The sequence below is a fragment of the Clostridium neonatale genome (assembly GCF_001458595.1).
GTDB classification, from domain to species: Bacteria; Bacillota; Clostridia; order Clostridiales; family Clostridiaceae; genus Clostridium; species Clostridium neonatale.
In genome coordinates, this window is the sequence record NZ_LN890328.1 from 196453 (window position 1) to 216408 (window position 19956).

General features: G+C 29.2%; 18 protein-coding genes and 1 pseudogene. 14 read left to right on the forward strand and 5 right to left on the reverse strand.

Going from position 1 to position 19956, the window contains the following annotated elements; genetic code table 11:
* Positions 1-132 precede the first annotated feature (132 nt).
* The 13 genes and pseudogenes from BN2920_RS07950 (at position 133) to BN2920_RS08005 (ending at position 12138) form a co-directional block, all read left to right on the forward strand.
* Positions 133-2028 (forward strand): sigma 54-interacting transcriptional regulator, encoded by a 1896-nt coding sequence (locus tag BN2920_RS07950; RefSeq protein ID WP_058294490.1) that lies wholly within the window; start codon positions 133-135, stop codon positions 2026-2028.
* 8 nt (positions 2029-2036) lie between these two features.
* Complete coding sequence (locus BN2920_RS07955; protein ID WP_058294491.1) at positions 2037-2894, forward strand: aldo/keto reductase; 858 nt, start codon at positions 2037-2039, stop codon at positions 2892-2894.
* 20 nt (positions 2895-2914) lie between these two features.
* Positions 2915-4060: a glycerate kinase family protein gene (locus tag BN2920_RS07960; RefSeq protein WP_058294492.1), complete on the forward strand. Its 1146-nt coding sequence runs from the start codon at positions 2915-2917 to the stop codon at positions 4058-4060.
* 21 nt (positions 4061-4081) lie between these two features.
* The gene (locus BN2920_RS07965; RefSeq protein WP_058294493.1) at positions 4082-4888 is read left to right on the forward strand and encodes an MBL fold metallo-hydrolase; all 807 of its coding nucleotides are present in this window, start codon (positions 4082-4084) and stop codon (positions 4886-4888) included.
* A 501-nt stretch (positions 4889-5389) separates the two neighbouring features.
* Entirely contained in the window at positions 5390-6217 is an 828-nt protein-coding gene (locus BN2920_RS07970) for a pentapeptide repeat-containing protein (protein ID WP_058294494.1), read from the forward strand.
* Between the two features lie 138 nt (positions 6218-6355).
* Entirely contained in the window at positions 6356-7114 is a 759-nt protein-coding gene (locus BN2920_RS07975) for a DeoR/GlpR family DNA-binding transcription regulator (RefSeq protein ID WP_058294495.1), read from the forward strand.
* A gap of 100 nt (positions 7115-7214) precedes the next feature.
* Positions 7215-7586: pseudogene (locus tag BN2920_RS07980) on the forward strand (N-acetyltransferase family protein); the annotation flags it as partial.
* Positions 7587-7848: 262 nt separating this feature from the next.
* On the forward strand, positions 7849-8181 hold the full coding sequence (locus tag BN2920_RS07985; protein ID WP_058294496.1) for a cupin domain-containing protein: 333 nt from the start codon (positions 7849-7851) through the stop codon (positions 8179-8181).
* Positions 8182-8214: 33 nt separating this feature from the next.
* Positions 8215-8622, forward strand: a complete 408-nt coding sequence (locus BN2920_RS07990) for a hemerythrin domain-containing protein (RefSeq protein ID WP_058294497.1) — start codon at positions 8215-8217, stop codon at positions 8620-8622.
* An 11-nt stretch (positions 8623-8633) separates the two neighbouring features.
* The gene (locus BN2920_RS07995; RefSeq protein WP_058294498.1) at positions 8634-9368 is read left to right on the forward strand and encodes an ATP-binding protein; all 735 of its coding nucleotides are present in this window, start codon (positions 8634-8636) and stop codon (positions 9366-9368) included.
* Positions 9369-9644: 276 nt separating this feature from the next.
* Positions 9645-10682, forward strand: a complete 1038-nt coding sequence (locus BN2920_RS08000; RefSeq protein ID WP_058294499.1) for a polysaccharide deacetylase family protein — start codon at positions 9645-9647, stop codon at positions 10680-10682.
* 31 nt (positions 10683-10713) lie between these two features.
* Positions 10714-10848 (forward strand): hypothetical protein, encoded by a 135-nt coding sequence (locus BN2920_RS22345; RefSeq protein ID WP_268259096.1) that lies wholly within the window; start codon positions 10714-10716, stop codon positions 10846-10848.
* A 438-nt stretch (positions 10849-11286) separates the two neighbouring features.
* Positions 11287-12138, forward strand: coding sequence for a transposase-like zinc-binding domain-containing protein (locus tag BN2920_RS08005; RefSeq protein ID WP_058294500.1), 852 nt, complete (start codon positions 11287-11289; stop codon positions 12136-12138).
* Between the two features lie 554 nt (positions 12139-12692).
* On the opposite strand, the gene BN2920_RS08010 is transcribed toward BN2920_RS08005, so the two are convergent.
* The 4 genes from BN2920_RS08010 to BN2920_RS08025 are packed head-to-tail and all read right to left on the reverse strand — an operon-like array spanning position 12693 to position 18327.
* Entirely contained in the window at positions 12693-14069 is a 1377-nt protein-coding gene (locus BN2920_RS08010) for an efflux RND transporter periplasmic adaptor subunit (RefSeq protein WP_058294501.1), read from the reverse strand.
* Positions 14070-14096: 27 nt separating this feature from the next.
* Positions 14097-14726 carry an HlyD family secretion protein gene (locus tag BN2920_RS08015; RefSeq protein WP_058294502.1) on the reverse strand — a complete coding sequence of 210 codons (630 nt, stop codon included), beginning with the start codon at positions 14724-14726 and terminating at the stop codon, positions 14097-14099.
* 26 nt (positions 14727-14752) lie between these two features.
* Entirely contained in the window at positions 14753-16603 is a 1851-nt protein-coding gene (locus BN2920_RS08020; protein ID WP_058294503.1) for an ABC transporter ATP-binding protein, read from the reverse strand.
* The gene (locus tag BN2920_RS08025) at positions 16600-18327 is read right to left on the reverse strand and encodes an ABC transporter ATP-binding protein (RefSeq protein WP_058294504.1); all 1728 of its coding nucleotides are present in this window, start codon (positions 18325-18327) and stop codon (positions 16600-16602) included. Before BN2920_RS08025 ends, BN2920_RS08020 begins: the two co-directional genes overlap by 4 nt.
* A 163-nt stretch (positions 18328-18490) precedes the next feature.
* On the opposite strand from BN2920_RS08025, the gene BN2920_RS08030 reads away from it, so the two are divergent.
* Positions 18491-19120, forward strand: a complete 630-nt coding sequence (locus BN2920_RS08030) for a TetR/AcrR family transcriptional regulator (protein WP_058294505.1) — start codon at positions 18491-18493, stop codon at positions 19118-19120.
* Between the two features lie 160 nt (positions 19121-19280).
* Here the strand turns inward: BN2920_RS08030 and BN2920_RS08035 are convergent, their stop codons facing one another.
* Positions 19281-19910, reverse strand: a complete 630-nt coding sequence (locus BN2920_RS08035) for an aminotransferase class I/II-fold pyridoxal phosphate-dependent enzyme (RefSeq protein WP_083498752.1) — start codon at positions 19908-19910, stop codon at positions 19281-19283.
* Positions 19911-19956 lie beyond the last annotated feature (46 nt).

The window sequence follows — 19956 nt, forward strand, 5'->3', positions numbered from 1 at the left end:
AAAAATAATTTTATAATATGCCACAATAGATCCAACTATGGTAAAATATTTAATCATAAACATGAAAGTATTATACCATAGTTGAGTATTTTTATTAACGTTAGTTGTTTAGTTTAGGGAGGGTTAAAGTTTATGGCTAAAATACTTGTTTTTATACCACATATGAATATGAGGCAAAATATAGAGGAAATAGTAGAAACTATGCCTAAATATGATGACGTAGAATATAAGCTAATTTATGTGTTTGGAACGCCAGAATCTTTAAAACATGATAGAGATGCAGATATATTGGTTGCACGTGGAATGACCTATAAGCAATTAAAAGTTTTACACCCACATAAGCATATTATTGAAATTAAATTTAGTAGCTTTGATATAATAGATGCATTAGTAAAATGCAAAGAAGTGTACCATGCTAAAAAAATTGCTTTATTTCTTCAAAGGGATGTTTTGAATTCCATAGAAGTGATAGAAGAATTATGTAATGCAAAAATTGATATATATGATGTTTGTGATGAAATTACTGCAAATAGGGCTATAGAAGAAGCTAAGTTAAATGGTGCTGATATATATGTAGGAGCAGGTACAATATGTGGAATATGTGATAACTTAGGACTTCCAAGAGTGCATATTGAAACAAAACAAAAAGCACTTGAATCAGCTTTATTTGAAGCGTTTAATGCAGCCCGCACAATTAATTATGAAAGAGCAGAAGCTAGCTTAATTAGTACTATGGTGAATAAAATGGAAGATTCCATAATTATAGTTGATAAAAATGGAAAAATTTTAGCAGTGAATAATCAAACGTATCGTACTTTTGAACTTTCTACATCAGAGGATTATAAAGGGGCATTCATTGAACATATATATAAAGGATTTAAATGGAAAGCTGTTATTAATAATGAAAGCAATGAAGAAGAAATTATTGCTTTAAGCAACAAAAATTATTTTGTTCAGTATAAGCCTTTTGCAGTTGATAATGCAGGAGCTGGAGTGATTATAACATTAAAAAATACAGATGCTGTTATAGAAGAGGAAATGAAAATTAGGCAAAGATTAAATGATAACGGTTTAATTGCAAAATATTGCTTTGATGATATTATAAGAAGCAGTCAGAAGATGCAAGATAGTATTGCAATAGCAAAAAAATACAGCACAGCTAATTCTAATGTTTTAATTATAGGGGAGACTGGAACGGGCAAGGAGCTTTTTGCTCATAGCATTCATAAAGCAAGTAGCCGATGTAAGCAACCTTTTGTGGCATTAAACTGTGCAGCATTACCAGAAAATTTATTGGAAAGTGAATTATTTGGATATGAAGCAGGTGCATTTTCAGGAGCATCTAAGAATGGTAAAATAGGACTATTTGAACTTGCGCATAGAGGAACAATTTTTTTGGATGAGATTGGTGAAATACCATGTGCTCTCCAGGCAAAATTATTAAGAGTTTTGCAAGAAAAAGAAGTTCGTAGAATAGGAAGTGATTGTGTACATCCAATTGATGTGAGAGTTATTTCAGCAACTAATATTAATATTGAAAAAGAAGTTCAAAATGGAAAATTTAGATCAGATTTATATTATCGTTTAAATATTTTAGATATTTTTATACCGCCTCTTAGAGAGAGAAATATGGATATTCAAAAGCTTATAGAGTACTATTTTACAAAACTTTCATGTGAAATGGGTAACCCTATTCCGAGTATTTCCAACGAAGCTATGAAAATGTTTACTGAGTATTCTTGGCCAGGGAATGTAAGGGAGCTTAGAAACATTTGTGAAAGGCTGATTGTATTAAATGAAAATCAAAATATTGGAGTAGATTTATTAAGACAGTTAAAAATATTTAAAAACAAAACTATTGAAATTGAAAATGAAAAAGCACAAAATGTTTGTATAGATCCAGTTTATGCAAATTTTAAGCGTAAAAAGAAGAAAAAAGATATTGCTGATGAGCTGGGAGTTAGCAGAACAACCTTATGGAGAATGTCAAAAAAACAAAAAGAACAAAATAAATATAAAGTGGAGTAGGAGATTAAATGTTAGCTAAATCATTAACATTAAAAAATGGTATTAAAATTCCAAGATTAGGACAAGGCACTTGGTTTATGGGCGAAAATAAAAGTAAACGTTCTATAGAAATAGAGACATTACGTCGTGGAGTAGAACTAGGAATGACTTTAATTGATTCTGCGGAAATGTACGGAGATGGTGCCTCTGAGAGATTAGTAGGAGAAGCAATACAAGGATTAGAAAGAGAAAAACTTTTTTTGGTTTCTAAAGTATATCCACATAATGCAGGAAAAGGTAAATTACAAAATAGTTTAGAAAATACATTAAAAAGAATGAAAACAGATTATTTGGATATGTATCTTCTTCATTGGCGTGGTAGCATTCCATTGGAAGAGACTGTAGAGTGTATGGAGGAACAAGTTAAAACTGGAAAAATTAGAAGCTGGGGTGTATCTAATTTAGATATTGATGATATGGAAGAGCTTTGGAGTATTGCAAAAGGAAGTCACTGTATGGTAGATCAGGTATTATATCACATTGGATCAAGAGGTGTAGAGTTTAGCCTTATTCCGTGGCTGAATCAGCACAAGACACCACTAATGGCATATTGTCCTTTAGCTCAGGGCGGATCTTTGAAAAGAGATATTTTTAATAATCAGATTGTGCAGAATATAGCAAAAATTCATAGGGCAACACCTGCACAGATAGTACTTAATTTTATATTGCAAGAAAATAATGTATTTGCAATTCCAAAAGCATCTTCTATCAAACATGTAGAAGATAATGCAAAAGCCTTAGAACTTGAATTAACAAATGAAGAATTAAAATCTCTGGATGTAATATTTCCCGCACCTAAATGTAAAACATACTTGGATATTGTATAGAGGAAAGGCAGGAAGATAATATGAAAGTAGTTATTGCAATTGATTCACTAAAAGGCAGTCTTACATCAATTGAAGCTGGTAAGGCTATTAAAGAAGGAATTTTAAATGTAATTGATGCAGAAGTTATTGTTAAGCCATTAGCAGACGGTGGGGAAGGTACCACTGAAGCATTAGTTGAAGGACTTGGCGGAGAAATAGTTGAAATTTTTGTTATGGGACCGCAAAAAGACAAAATAAAAGCTGCATATGGATATATTGAAGAATCTAAAACAGCAATTATTGAAATGGCAGCAGCTGCAGGAATTATGCTAGTGGGTGAAGAAAAAAATCCCATGGAAGCAACAACATATGGAGTTGGAGAAATGATTAAAGATGCCATAAACAGAGGATGCAGAAACTTCATTATTGGAATTGGAGGAAGTGCGACAAATGATGGCGGTATTGGAATGCTTACAGCATTAGGATTTGATTTTTATGATAATAATGGTAATAAATTAGGAATTGATGCAAAGGAATTAAGGAAGATTTCTATAATTTCTACAGAAAATGCTATGCCTGAACTTTCAGAATGCCATTTTAAAATAGCATGTGATGTGACCAATCAGTTATGTGGAGAAAATGGTGCCACTTATATCTATGGACCTCAAAAGGGTGTTACTGAAGAAATTAAAGAAAAATTAGATAAAGATATGGCCCATTATGCGAAAGTAACCAAAAAGTATTTGAACAATGATTATTCAGAAACTTCAGGAGCAGGAGCAGCAGGGGGACTTGGATTTGCATTTTTAAGTTACTTACATGGTGATTTGCAGCCAGGAATTGAATTGGTTATTGATACTGTAAAATTAGAAGAGTGTATGAAAGATGCTGATTATGTAATTACTGGAGAAGGATGCTTGGATAAACAGACAGCTATGGGAAAAGCCCCTGTTGGAATTGCTAAATTAGCTAAGAAATATGATAAAACTGTTATTGCTTTAGCTGGAAGTATTACAGATGATGCTGTCAAGTGTAATGAAAATGGCATAGATGCATATTTTCCAATCCTATCAAAAGTTATTCCTTTGCATGAAGCCATGAAAAAGGAAACTGCAAGAAAAAATATGGTAAAAACAACAGAACAGATTTTTAGATTGATAGCTGCTGTAGAATCTAAAAAAAGATAATATTGAAAGTAGGTAAAATGTATGGAAGAGACACTAATTATTCTTGGAACTGGCAATGCAACTGTGACAAAGTGTTATAATACTTGTTTTGCTATTAAAAATGGATCAGAGTATTTTTTGATTGATACTGGTGGTGGAAATGGTATCATGACACAGTTAGAAAAAGCAGAAATACCAATGGAACAGATTCATGAGATATTTATAAGCCATGAACATACAGATCATTTGCTTGGTCTTATTTGGCTGATTAGAATGATTGCTACTAAGATGAAAAAAGGTAAATATGAAGGTAACTTGAATATATATTGTCATGCACAACTTAAAGAAACAATCTTAACAATAGTAAAATTAACAGTTCAAGATAAGTTTGTGAAAATGATTGGAGAACGTATATTTCTTCACGAAGTAGAAGATGGGGAGATTAAGGATATTTTAGGATACAAGATAATATTTTTTGATATTCTTTCTAAAAAGGCAAAGCAATATGGATTTACAATGCAGCTAAAGTCAGGAAAGAAGTTTACATTTTTGGGAGATGAGCCATACAGAGAACATGAATATCAATATGCATTTAAGTCAGATTGGTTATTACATGAAGCGTTTTGCCTTTATGCGCAAAGAGACATATTTACTCCTTATGAAAGAGATCATACTACTGTGAAGGATGCTTGTGAAATAGCAGAAAAATTGCAGGCAGTCAATTTAATATTATATCATACTGAAGATAGAAATTTGGAAAAAAGAGAAGAATTATATCTTAAAGAAGGCAGAGAATATTACTCTGGAAATCTATTAATTCCTGATGATCTTACAAAAATTAATCTATAGTATTATTTTAGATCAAAGTCCATAGATAATATGAACATTTGATTTTAAATCTTATTTGAAGAAGAAATAAAATAAAGATTAATATAGTTTCATAATTTTAAATTGGACTTGATTAAGTATTAACTCAAGTAGGATAATGAGCCTATAGAAAAAATAAGTAAATAGATAAAACTTAATAGAGAATAAATTTTAAAGATTAAAAGTTTTTAATGGTGTATTTGTAGGGCATAGCATAAAATTAATATTTATGTTATGTCTTTATTATATAAGGGCGATAATTATATATATATGTTGCAATTAGTTTTCTACATTTTATATCCTAGTATTCACTTAGCCTGCAAACATCCTAAATGTAATTTTATTATTGCAAAATATATATTTTAAACTAATGTTTAGAATATAAATCTAAATATGATATAATTTACCGGGAAGTTAATATTAATTATACCTTTAAAATATTTATGAACATGTAGGTAGTAACCGTTTAATGAGGTGATAAAAATGGTAGATATATATATAGATAAGTATATTAATGAACTTAAAGTTGACTGCAAAAACTGTTTTGGATTATGCTGCATAGCATTATATTTTTCTAAATTTGAAGGATTTCCAATAAATAAGGATGCAGGAGCTCCTTGTATAAACTTAAAAAAAGACTTTACTTGTGCTGTCCATAAAAATCTTACAGCTAAGGGCCTTAAAGGATGCACTGCTTATGATTGTTTTGGCGCAGGACAGAAGATAGCACAGGTTACTTACGAAGGAAAGGATTGGAGAGAAAATAAAGAATCTTCACAAAAGATGTTTGAAGGATTTTTGATTATGAGACAGCTTCATGAAATGCTTTGGTATCTTACATGGGCATTTGAATTACAGAGTGATATTAATATAAAAGATAAAATAGGTTTACTTATAGATGAGACAGAAAATCTTACACTTTTGCACCTTGATGATTTGCTTAAGGTAAATGTTGAAGGACATAGAGATAAGGTTAACCAGTTCCTTAAAAATACAAGTGAAAGAATTCGCAGTAAAGCTAATAATAAGAATAAGCAATCAATAAGAAAAGATTATTTTGGAAAGGATCTTAGAAAAACAGATCTTAAAGGTGCTGATTTGAGAGGGGCAATTCTTATTGCAGCTAATCTCAGTAATGTTGATTTGAGTTTTGCAGACTTAATAGGTGCAGATTTTAGGGATGCTAATATTAATGGTGCCAATCTTGAAAGAAGTATATTTTTAACTCAGTCTCAAATTAATAGTGCAAAAGGAGACTTAAAAACAAAACTTCCCAAAAGAATTGTTATGCCTAATCACTGGGAAAAATAATTAACTATGGTATACAATAAAAATTTGTAATGAAATACATGTTTAAATACCAATAAATACATATAATAGGAAATTATTGACTACAACTAAAAACAAGTTTATAATTTGGTTATACTTGTAAAAAATGAGGTGGTTATATTGGCAAGAGCTATAAATGTGGAACGTAGAGCTAAGTTAGCCAAGCTTATTATGATGAAGGGAAGCTTATCGGTTAAAGAACTTGCACACGAGTTTAATGTTTCTACTGAAACTATTAGAAAAGATTTAATATCACTTGAAAAGGATAATATAATTAATAAAGGGCATGGTGGTGCAACAATTTCAACTAATTATTTAGAAAGTCATTTTGATACAAAGCTATTCAAAAATATGGGTATAAAATCTAAGATTGCACAAAAAGCCGTTGAACTTATACCTAAAAATGGTGTTGTTATATTAGATTCTGGAACTACTGTGCTTCAAATAGCTAAGCTGTTAAATTTAAGAGATGATTTGGTGATTATTACAACTTCATTGATAGTTGCTCAAGCATTAGAAAACACTAAAAATCAGCTTCTTGTAACTGGAGGTCACTTAAGAAAGAAAAGTATGTCTTTTGTTGGAAACTGGGCAGCTAATGCCATTTCAAGTATAAATGCAGATATTTCATTTATGAGCTGCGATGGATTTCATGCAGATGGACCGTGTATAAGATCTTATAGAGAAGTTGATATTAAGCAAGCTATTTTAAAGAATTCCAAGGAAAATGTTTTAATAACTGACAGTTCAAAATTCAGCAAGCAAGGTTTATATAGATTTACAACTTTTGATAAATTTAATCTGTTAATAACTGATGAAAATATTAATGGGAATGAGCGTGATTTAATTCCAGATAATATTGAGCTTATTACAGTTTAGTGATTTAGTAATAGATGATAATATGGGATATAAGGAGAGAGAATTTATGGATATTAATGAAAGTCAATAATAATGAATTCCAAATATTAAAGTTACTGAAGATAATGCAGATGAAAGAACGTTATTTTTAGTCGTAGAAGAAGACAATAATATAGTTGGATTTACACGCTGCGAAGGAAATAAATTAAGCAGATTTAAACATAAAGCAGAATTTGGAATATGCATAGAAAAAGAATACTTTGGATATGGTATTGGAAAAGTACTCTTAGAAAATGTTTTGATGTGGGCAGACAATGTTGGAATTAAAAAAATTTCATTAACGGTTGTAGAAACTAATATAAAGGCAATTAATCTATATAAGAAATATGGATTTATTGAAGAAGGTGTATTAAGAAATGATCGACTTCATAAAGATGGAAGTTACTATAACACAATTATTATGGGAAGATTTCTTGAAGAAGATAAAAAATAGATGTAATTATATTCATTAAAAATCTCATTCTCTATGGAGTTTGAGATTTATTTATTATATAAAAAGCAGATTAATACTGATTAAACAATGAAAAAATATCATTCTAGTATATAAAAGGATATCTAAATAAAAATATGGTTATTTTTCAAAATTATGATTAAAATAATTTAAAAATGTAACATATGTTACAGAATGAGTCTCGCTAAAATGATAGTATGATTGTAGAAACAGAAATCAATTAACTGGTAGAGGAGAGAAATATATGAGCGAAATCATGAAAAATATTAATAAATCAGAAGTATTAAAATTAAAAGATGAAGTAACATACATTGATGGTCAAGTTGCAAGTAAAACACTTGTACAAAATGGAGCTGTAAGTATAACATTATTTGCATTTGCAAAAGGAGAAGAAATTAGTACACATGAGTCTAAAGGCGATGCATTTGTAACATGCTTAGATGGTGTTGGTGAAATAACAATTGATGGAGTAAAGTATGAACTTACTGAAGGACAGTCAATAGTAATGCCTGCAAATCATCCACATGCAGTTTATGGAAAAGAACAATTTAAAATGCTTCTTGTAGTTGTATTTTAATAGTAAATTCATTTATTGTAATGGAGGAGAAATATGAATCTTTTAAGTTATTTAGAACAGCATAAATCAATTGGCTCAGAGATAGACCAAATAAAAGAAATTATAAAAAGAAATGATTTTGAAGAACATGTAGATGAAATTGCACATCACATTAATACACTTGCGGGTAAACTTAAGATACATTTACTAAATGAAGATAAATATTTATATCCTAATTTGAAAGAATCCAAAGATAATAATGTATCTCATCTTGCAAAAGAATATCAAGATGAGATGGGGGATTTAGCATTAGAATTTACTAATTTCAAAGATAAATATAATACAAAATCAAAGTTATTTATAAACAAATTAGATTTTAGAAGTGAAATAGATGTGATTATTAGAAAAATTGAAAATCGTATTAAAAAAGAAGAAAATGGAATATATAAATTGATTTCATAGGAGATGGGTGAATGATTAGAAAGATTGTAGAAATAAACGAAGAGCTATGCAATGGCTGTGGAGCATGTGCAAATGCCTGTCATGAGGGTGCAATTGCAATGATAAATGGAAAGGCAAAACTAATAAAAGATGATTATTGTGATGGTTTTGGGGATTGTTTACCTGCTTGCCCAACAAATGCTATTTCTATTATTGAGAGAGAAGCAGTTGAGTATGATGAAGTGTCTGTAAAGAAGAGAATGGAAACAAAGAAAAACACATTAAATATTGGTGAAGGAAACATGCATATGTGTCCAGGGAGCATGGCAAGAGCTTTAGAAAGAAATGAGGCTGATAATTCACAATCAGTAGCTGAGCAATTAAATTCAGTTCATAGCAAAAGCAGACTTATGCAGTGGCCAGTTCAAATTAAATTAGTTCCAATAAAGGCACCTTATTTTGAAAACGCAAATTTATTAATTGCAGCTGATTGTACAGCTTATGCATATGCAAACTTTCATGAAGATTTCATAAAAAATCATATAACTTTAGTTGGATGTCCTAAGCTTGATGAAGGCGACTATTCTGAAAAATTAGGACAAATTATAAGTAACAATAATATAAAAAGCATTAAAATTGTTAGAATGGAAGTGCCTTGTTGTGGAGGATTAGAACATGCTGCAGTAGAAGCTATGAGAAATAGTGGGAAAATGATACCATGGCAGGTTGTTACTATAACATGTGATGGAAAAATTAAAGAAGATTAAAATGAAAGTAGAACATTTTTTATATGAATAGCAATCAAAAATTTGAATGTTTTTATATATTAACAACTTTATATAGAGTTTATTTAGGCGTAATATAATTGAGTTAACTATAAGTTTACCTTTATATAACGCCTTTTTATTATATAATAGTTGTTTATATGATAGAATATAAGTATAATTGATAACTTGGTGCTATCATCTGTGTATAAGTATGAGGTAGTATAGGGAATGGTTTTATTATAAGTAAAATAATAAAATTTTGAGGAGGTAAAACAAATGAAAAATAAGAAATTAATATGGATAGCTGCTATGACTTTTACTGTATCATGTATTTTTCTTTATGGATGTGGAGGCGAAGAACCTACATCAAAAAATAATCAATACATAGTATCTTCTAATGAAAAAGAAGAAAATACACTTAACGACAAGAATGAGTTTAAGAAAGAGGAACAGAAGGATAAGCCATATATTAAAAATGAAGAAAAAGTAGATAATGACAAGGAAAAAGAAGAAAAAGTAAATGAAAAAACAGATGAAATAGATAATACAGAAAAGACTGAAGAAAAGAATAATGTACAAACAGAGACCTCTGAAACACAAACATTTTCAGGTGAGATTGCCAACTTATCTAATGAGTCTATAAACTGGTCTTTTGGAGGAAGTACAGATGAAAGTGGACGACCTGATGTTGTTACTGCTGCACAAGAAAAGTATAAAAATTATAATGTGGATTTTATAAAATCAAATGATAAAAAAATTTACCTGACTTTTGATGAAGGCTATGAAAATGGCTATACGCCTCAAATATTAGATATATTAAAAGCTAAAAATATTAAGGCAACATTTTTTATTACAATGGGTTATGCAAAAAGCCAGCCAGAATTAGTTCAAAGGATGATAAATGAAGGACATGTTATAGGAAATCATAGTACAACACATCCTGAAAAAGGGATGCCATCATTATCTTTAGATGCACAAAAATCAGATATAGAGGAATTACATAATTACGTAAAAGATAATTTTGGATATGAAATGTATTTATTTAGATATCCTGCAGGAATCTATAGTGAACAGTCATTGGCTTTAATGAGTAGTCTTGGCTATAAATCAGTATTTTGGAGCTTTGCTTATGCAGATTGGGATCCTAATAATCAGCCAGATGAAGCCCAATCTTTAGAAAAGCTTACAAATAAGCTTCATCCAGGAGCAATTTATTTACTTCATGCAGTTTCTAAAACAAATACAGATATTTTAAGTCAGTTTATTGATAATGCTCAAGGGAATGGATATGAGTTTGCAGAATATAATAAATAGTATATAAAATAGGTATAAAGGGGAGAGAAATATGGATATAGCATTAACAACAACGCTATTCACAATGATTAATTTGATAATAATTTTAGTTTTTGTAGGGATTGGAGTCTATGTACTTATATTGGCTATAAAGGCACTGAAAATCTATATTAAGAAGAATTCTTAAAATAATAGATTTAAACTAAACATAAGAAAATACCATATTATTTTTATATGGTATTTTTTTGTAGTTATAATTAGGAGGAATGGTATATGAAAGAGAAAAAGAGCAATAAAAAATATTTAATTAGTGTGTAAACCTTATATTATATCTTAGTATTTATTTAGACTGTAAACATTCTAAATGCAATTTTATTATTGCAACATATATATTATCTAAAAAAAACTTGTTTTTGTTCTCATATTTACTCCAAATAGTTTTAGATTTATATGCTTTTAAATTATATTAAGAAATGTTTTAAAAAAGTGTTGTTATGTTTAAAAGTGCTGCTTTGCGGCAAGTATCAAAATATATATTAATTTTTATATTTATAATTGGTCTTATGAATTAAAGTTTAAGATAAATGATGAAAATAATAGTTTTATTTTGATAGAGGAGATTGACATGATACAAGAAGATAATAATTTTGAGAAATTGAGAAAGCATACAGGATATCTTTTGAAATGTAACATTTATAAAAACAGATGTATTAAAGAATGTCCAAATTGTAATGGAAAAAATTATATTAAATTTGGAAAGTATAAAGGCATTCAGAGATATAGATGTAAAGAATGCAATAAAACTTTTTCTAAGACTACAAAAGCTTTATGGAGTTATTCAAAAAAAGAACCAGAAAAGTGGGTTGAATTTATGGAACTTATGCTTAAAAAGAGTTCTTTAAGAGAATGTTCAAAAATATTAGAAATCAATATAAGAACAGCTTTCCTATGGAGACATAAAGTTATGCAGGGAATGCTTAAAAATGTAATGCCAGATAAATTGGAAGGAAAAGTTTTTATAACAAAAGCAATTGAAAAGGAAAATTTTAAGGGCTGCAGAAATATAACCAATTCAGAAAGAAAAAATATATGGATTGTAGCAGCAAAAGATAGACATGATTCCATGATAATAACTCCAGTGTGTAAAGAGCATTGGAATGAATTTAATTTTAATCAATTAGTGTATTCAAAAATAGAAGAAAATTCATATATAGTTTCGGACTATGACAGATATATGATGAATGTTGCAAAGAAACATAATAAAGGAATAGTTTTAAATGCATATAAAGAGGAATGTATAAAAAATTTTAGAGGGATTTTAAAAAAATGGATAGGTGGATTTAGGGGGATAGCAACAAAATATTTAGAACGATATCTTTCATATTTTACTATTTTTAATGTGTATAGGAAATTCAATAGTCTTAATTTTACATATGAATTATCTAAAAGCCAGTATGTTAATTTTAGCTTGGCTTAATATTAGCGCCTTGATTATACTTGCAGTTTATCTTAAAAAGTTATATTTGTGAGATACTTTGAATTTTAGTTAAGTAGTATGTAGGATTGTTTAATATAGATGTGAAGACGAACTGGTATAATAATAGTAATGTGATATTAACAACATTATTTTAAAACATTAACCTACAATATTTTGAAGATTATAGTGTTTGGAAAAGGTCTAAAGCTGTATTAAGCTGTTACTTATGGTGTTAATATTTTGCATAGTATAGCTTTATAAGAAGAAGTCTTAGTAATATTTATGGATCATATTACTACATATAAATTGATTTTATGAATAGAAAAGAAATATTACATTATTGTAACAGTAATAGGTAATTATGTTGATTATAGCAACAATTATAGAGCTCAATGGAATTTAAAAAGGATGAATCCTGTTAACTACAGAAATCATCCTCTTAATATTGCTTAGCCGTTTTTTAATGTCCTTGACAAAGGGTACATTTTATATTGTAACAGCTCTTTTTTATTTATTATATTAATATTTTCTATACAAGGGTAATGATACATGTATTAATTACTCTTAACTATATTGTATTTCATATTATCAGCCATATTAGAGCTTCCTTGAATAACAACTTTATCGTCTTTATTTATACCATTTGTAATTACTAAGTAATCATTTTTATTCTTTGATATAGTTACTTGTTTTTTTGATAATACATCACCATTTATTACATATACATAAGAATTATCTCCATCTTTGAAGACACATTTGCTTGGAATTAATAATGAGTTATCTTCCTTATCATTCTTTAATGTAATATTTGCTACCATACCAACTTTTAAGTTTTCATCCGGTTTATCAATGCTTATTTTAACATCAAACATACCATTAGAAGTATCGGCAGAAGGAGATACTGCATATACAGTTCCTTCATATGACAGACCAGAAGCTGGAAGATATATATTAGCTTTTATACCTTCTTTTACATTTTGTATATTTGTTTCGGTAACCTTAATTGTCGCAGTTAAAGAATTTTCACCAGTAATTACAATTGAAGGAGTTTGATTAGAGGTATATTCACCAACAGTTATATTCTTAGCGCTTATTTTACCATCAATAGGTGATTTTACAGTTGCATTATCTAAAGCATACTTAGCTGAATCTAAAGAGGCCTTAGCGCTATCTACAGTTGCCTTAGCAGCTGCAATATTATCTGGATTTGTAATTGAATTTGTAATATTTGCATTTGTGCTTGCACTGTTATAGCTTGCGTTAGCATTACTAAGTCTTGTTTCAGCGCTAGATAATGCCATTGTTGCGTTATCTATAGCAATATCTAAGGCAGCTTTTGCAGTATCTAATTTATTTTGAGCAGTTTCTAAATCAATTTGTGCTACTGCATCAGCTTTAAAAAGCTCATTTGTACGGTCATAATTTTGCTTTGCAGCATCATATGCTGTTTGGGCAGAAGTTACATTTGTGTTGTTTGAATACTGATTTTTCGCTATATCATAAGCTTCCTGTGCATTTTTTAATTCGTTTTTTGCAGCTTCTAATGCTTTTTCAGCATCTACTTGTGCTTGCTTTGCACTGCCGCTAGAAACTTTATCATAAGAAGCATTAGCTGATTCATAATTAGCTTTTGCAGCATTATATTTATATGTTAAATCTGTATTATCAAGAGTAAAGAGTACATCATCTTTCTTAACTTCTTGTCCAACTTCAACACTTATGGCTTGAACTTTGCCAACACTGCTTGGAAAAACAGAAATATTCTCCTCACTTGAGATATTTGTTGTATAAACTGTATCACTTATGGAATCAGAAGTTTTAACTTTAGTTACTGTAACATTTGCTATATTATTACTGCCAAAAGGAGAGCAGCTTACTAAAAATGTACTTAATGATAATATACATAAGATTTTGATTATATTACTTTTCATTATTTATTTCAGTCCTTTCACAAATTACTATTTCAATTTAATCTTTACTACCGCGTTCATACCTAATGTAAGAGGAAGATTTTCATCATTTTCTATTGAAACCTTCACAGGTACAAGTTGTGTAACTTTTGTATAAGTACCGCTGGTAGAAAAACTTGAAGTACCTGAAAAATAAGTTTGTGTGGTATTATCTATTTCAGTAACTTTCCCTTTGAATTTTTTACTTGGATATGCATCTAATGTTATTTTAACATCTTGTCCAACTGAAATTTTTCTTATATCAGTTTCTTCGATATTTACTCCAATGTACATATTATTTGTATCTGCAACAATTGCAAGAGCAGAAGCAGCACTTACACTTTCGTTTTCTACAACATCATTTTTTATTATTGTTCCATCAATTGGAGATGTTATATAAGGAAGTATTTCTTGACGTCCAAGTACCTGATCTTTTTTAACTATATCTCCAACATCAACATTCCATTCAAGGATTTTTCCATTAGTCACAGGAGCTATTGTATACATCTTTGAAGTGACTTTAGCATTATCAGTTTTAAAATATAAAGCATTAGTACTATAGAAATAATATCCTATGCTACAACCTATTATTACTAGTACTATTAATGCAGGGTAAATGATTTTCTTTGATATTTTCATATTATGTTCCTCCATATTAAATTAGATTATTCCTCGCCTTCATCAAATTGACTATTATATAAACCAGCATAAAATCCGTTAGCTTTTAATAATTCATTATGGCTACCTTGTTCGATAATATCCCCATCCTTCATAACAAGGATAATATCAGCATCTCGTATTGTTGATAATCTATGGGCAATTATAAAGCTTGTTCTTCCTTTCATAAGATTATCCATTGCTTTTTGAATTAAAACTTCAGTTCTTGTATCAACAGAACTTGTTGCTTCATCAAGTATTAATATTTTAGGATCTGATAAAATAGTACGTGCTATTGTTAAAAGCTGTTTTTGTCCTTGCGATATATTACTTGCTTCTTCATTTAGGATTAAATTATACCCATGTGGAAGGGCCCTTATAAATTCATCACAATGAGCAGCCTTTGCTGCATTTATGACATCTTCATCAGTTTTATCAAAGTTTCCATACTTGATATTATCCAAAATACTTGCATTATAAAGCCATGTATCTTGCAGAACCATACCAAACATGCTTCTAAGGTCATGACGTGTATAATTCTTTAGGTCATGTCCATCAATTAAAATTTGTCCGGAATTTATATCATAGAACCTCATAAGAAGTTTTATAATAGTGGATTTACCAGCACCAGTAGGTCCAACAATTGCAATTCTTTGTCCAGACTTTATTGAAGATGAAAAATTGTTAACAATAATTTTATCTTCAGTGTATCCAAATCTAACATTTTTAAATTCAACATTACCAATTACATTATCAACTTTAACTGGTGTAGAAGTATCGGGAATTTCTTCCTCTTCATTTAAAAATTCAAATACTCTTTCTGCAGCAGCAGCAGTAGATTGAAGAGTATTAGATATATTGGCAAGCTGTGCTATTGGTTGAGTAAAAGAACGAACATATTGGATAAATGATTGTATATCACCAACCTCAATGGTTTTCTTTACAGCCAAGTAACCACCTAAAATACAAACAGCAACATACCCAAGGTTTCCTATAAAGGTCATTATGGGCATCATCATTCCTGATAGAAATTGTGATTTCCAAGCAGAAGTATAAAGGTCATCATTTATAGTAGTGAATTTTTCAATGGCTTCTTTCTCACCATTAAATACTTGAACAATATTATGACCAGAGTATATTTCTTCGATATGACCATTTAGTGATCCTAAAGATTTTTGTTGATCTTTAAAGTAACTCTGTGATTTTTTGACAACTAACATTATAAGAAGACCTGATAGTGGAATTACTAAAAAAGCAACAAATGTCATAAGAACACTGATTGAAAGCATCATAATAAGTACACCAATAACAGTTGCAGTTGATGTTATCATCTGTGATAAACTTTGATTTAGTGTCTGGCTTACAGTATCAACATCATTTGTTATTCTTGATAAGACCTCTCCGTGTGTTCTAGTATCAAAATATTTTAGAGGAAGCTTGTTCATCTTTTTTGAAATCTCTTTTCTAAGATTATATGTTACATTCATTGATACACCAGACATTATATATCCTTGAATGTATGCAAATAATGCTGATATTAAATAAAGTAGAACTAATAATAAAATACAGTTTCTTATATAATCAAAGTCAGTAAGTAAATTAGTTCCTAAAAGATATGCCATCAAGCCTTCAAAAAGCTTTGTTGTTGCTTTACCTAAAATTTTAGGACCTACAATTGAAAATAAGGAAGAAAATGCAGCTAAAACAATAACAGCTATTATTTTTACCTTATATTCCGAAAGATAGCTTATTAAATCAAGCATTGTCTTTTTAAAATCTTTAGCTTTTTGTCCGCCTCCCATTTTTCCAGCCATGCCACCAGGGCCGCCCATGGAAGGACCATTTCTTTTTTCACTCATGCTAATTCCTCCTTACTAAGCTGTGATAAAGCTATTTCTTTATATACTTCACAACTTTGCATTAAACTTTCATGAGTTCCTTTTCCAACTATATAACCATTATCTAAAACAATTATCTGTTCAGCATTCATGATTGTACTTATTCTTTGAGCAACTAAAAGCATAGTGCTGCCACCTGTTTCTTCTTTAAGCGCTTTTCTAAGAGCAGCGTCTGTTTTAAAGTCTAATGCTGAAAAGCTATCATCAAAAATAGATATCTGTGGTTTTTTTAGTAAAGCTCTTGCAATAGATAGACGTTGTTTTTGACCACCTGAGACATTATTTCCGCCTTGTGCAATTCCAGTATCAAATTTTTCAGGTTTTGAATCTATAAATTCCATAGATTGTGCAATAGTTGCAGCTCTTAATATATCTTCTTCATTTGCGTTTTTATCAGCATAGGAAATGTTACTTTTTATTGTTCCTGAAAATAAAACACCTTTTTGAGGAACATAACCTATATTATTCCTAAGATCATGTAAATCTATATTTCTAATGTCTATTCCATCTAGTAATATTTCTCCAGAAGTAACATCATAGAATCTTGGAATTAAGTTAACTATGCTTGATTTTCCACTACCAGTGGAACCAATAAACGCAGTTGTTTCTCCTGGTCTTGCAGTAAAACTTATATTATGAAGTACGTCTTCATCACCACCAGGATATTTGAAAGAAACATTGTTAAATTCTATTAATCCGGTACATTTTTTTAGTTTAGATGCTATTTCATTATTTTTAATAGATGAAACAGCTTCAAGTACCTCGGCAATACGATCACCAGAAACTGATGCCCTTGGTATCATAATAAACATCATTGAAAGCATTAAAAATGCAAAAATTATTTGCATTACATACTGCATATATGCCATCATCTCACCAACATCCATTTTAAATGCTGATACCTGATTAGCACCAACCCAGACTATTAATACAGTAATTAGATTCATTATTAAGGTCATGAGTGGCATCATTGATACCATAACTCTATTAACAAATAAATTTGTATTTGTTAAATCTTTGTTTGCCTTATCAAATCTGTCTTCTTCAAAGTCTTGAGTATTAAATGCTCTTACAACTAAAATACCATCAAGATTTTCACGTACAACAAGATTTAGCTTGTCTATTAAGTTTTGTATTGCTTTGAATTTAGGCATTGCTATTGTGAAAACAGTAAATATCAAGCCTAATAGACATATGATAGCTAATGCAATTATCCAAGACATTGACTTACTGTTAGCAAGTGCATGTACAAAACCTCCAATTGCCATTATAGGGGCATAAAAAATCATCCTTATAATCATAACTATCAATGTTTGAATTTGTGTTATGTCATTTGTAGTTCTTGTTATAAGTGATGAAGTAGAAAATCTATCAAATTCTGCATTTGAGAAACTTTCGATGTTAGTAAATAAATCATTTCTTATTGTTCTGCACATTCCAGCAGCAACTCTAGATGCTAAAAAGCTAACAATAATAGTGAAAGATGCACTAAGTAGAGAAACACCAAGCATAGTAAAGCCTGTTTTTATAATAAAACTCTTATCACCAACAGTTATGCCCTTGTTTATTATGTCAGACATATAATCTGGTAGTGAAAGGTCACAAATAGCTTGACCAAATAAAAGAATTATAGACGCAATAATTGATAGTATATAAGGCTCTGCATATTTAAGTAGTTTAACCATGTAGTAAAAATCACCTCGATTAACTAATATATGAAAATTATGATACCTCAGTATAATAAAAATGTAAATAGGTTATTAAAAAAATTATATACTGTTTACATAAATTATTGACTGAGTTATAAAATATTGCTACTATGGAATTATATGATGGGAGGAGAAATTAATGAGAAAGTATGAAAATTCAACGAAAAAAAAGATTAGAGAAGTGGCATTGAAGCTCATAGATGAAAAAGGTTATGAAAATGTTACTCTTAAAGAAATTTGTGAAGTTAGTGGAATTAATAAGCATACATTTTATTATTATTTCAAGTCTAAGGATGAACTTTTAAAAGGATATTATAAAATACCATGTGAGTTAACATCAATTAACTTAGCTGAAATAATGATTGCAGATTCTAATGTAGAAAAACTATGGCTTTTAAATAAAATTTTTGTTGATTTTGTACAGAATTCAGGGGTAAGTATAGTAAAACAAATAGTAATAAAAAATCTAAATGATAATAACACTGGAACATTTAAATTTAATGATGAACATAAACAGCTTTTTAAAATTCAATTAGATATAATAAAAAAAGGTCAAAAAAGTGGAGAATTTTTAAATAAAACAAGACCAGAAGTTCTTTCAATATTAGTGATTCAACAATTACATGCAAATGCTTTAAGATGGTGTTTTAGAAATGGAACATTTGATTTTGAATATGTATCAAGATATTTGTTTGAAACAATTTTAGATGTCTCGGAAGAGCATAGAAAGTGTAAGGAAATAGATGAAGAGTTTTTGTTTGATATTTAATTTTTTATAGTTACAATATACAGGCAAATACAAATTGCTAAGAGCAGGTAAATATAAAGTGCTAAGATTTGAAAAGAAATTTTTCAAGATAAAAATTTATCAATTAATAAAATTAAAAGTAAAATTTATATTTTGAGCAAAATCAGAAATTATAAAAAATCTAATATAAAATTTTATACAAACGTTTTATACCTGCCTGAATTGAGTCAAGATCTGTATTTCCATAGCCAAAAATCAGTGAACTATGATAATTAAGCTTATTGTATATATCATTTTCATCATGAAGATAATGTTTACTTACAGGGGTTAACTGTAGGTCATTATCTTCTATTTTTTGCATTAAAATTTTATCAAAGTATATGTTATTGAAAGTTGCAATAAGGTGTATACCTGCATCTGCTCCTGAAATGGAAACTGAATCTCCAAAAAGATCTTTAAGACATTTGATTAAATGATTTCTTCTTTTTAAATAAATGTTTCTCATTTTTTTTAAGTGTAAGTCAAAAAAAACAAATTCAATGAATTTTGCCATGACAAGTTGATCAAGTATTGGAGAATGGATATCGGCTATATATTTAGCTTTTTCTATTTCACTGCATAAGACATCAGGTAATACCATATATCCCATTCGTAATGAAGGCATAAAAGTTTTTGAAAATGTTCCTACATAAATAACATGTACTGGGTCAAGATTTTGCATGGATTGTATTGGATTTCCATAAAAGCGGAATTCGCTGTCATAATCATCCTCAACTATATAATTATTGTGCTTTCTTGCATACTGAATCATTTCAATTCTACGTTTAATAGGGAGAATAACTTTATCTTGGAGTTTT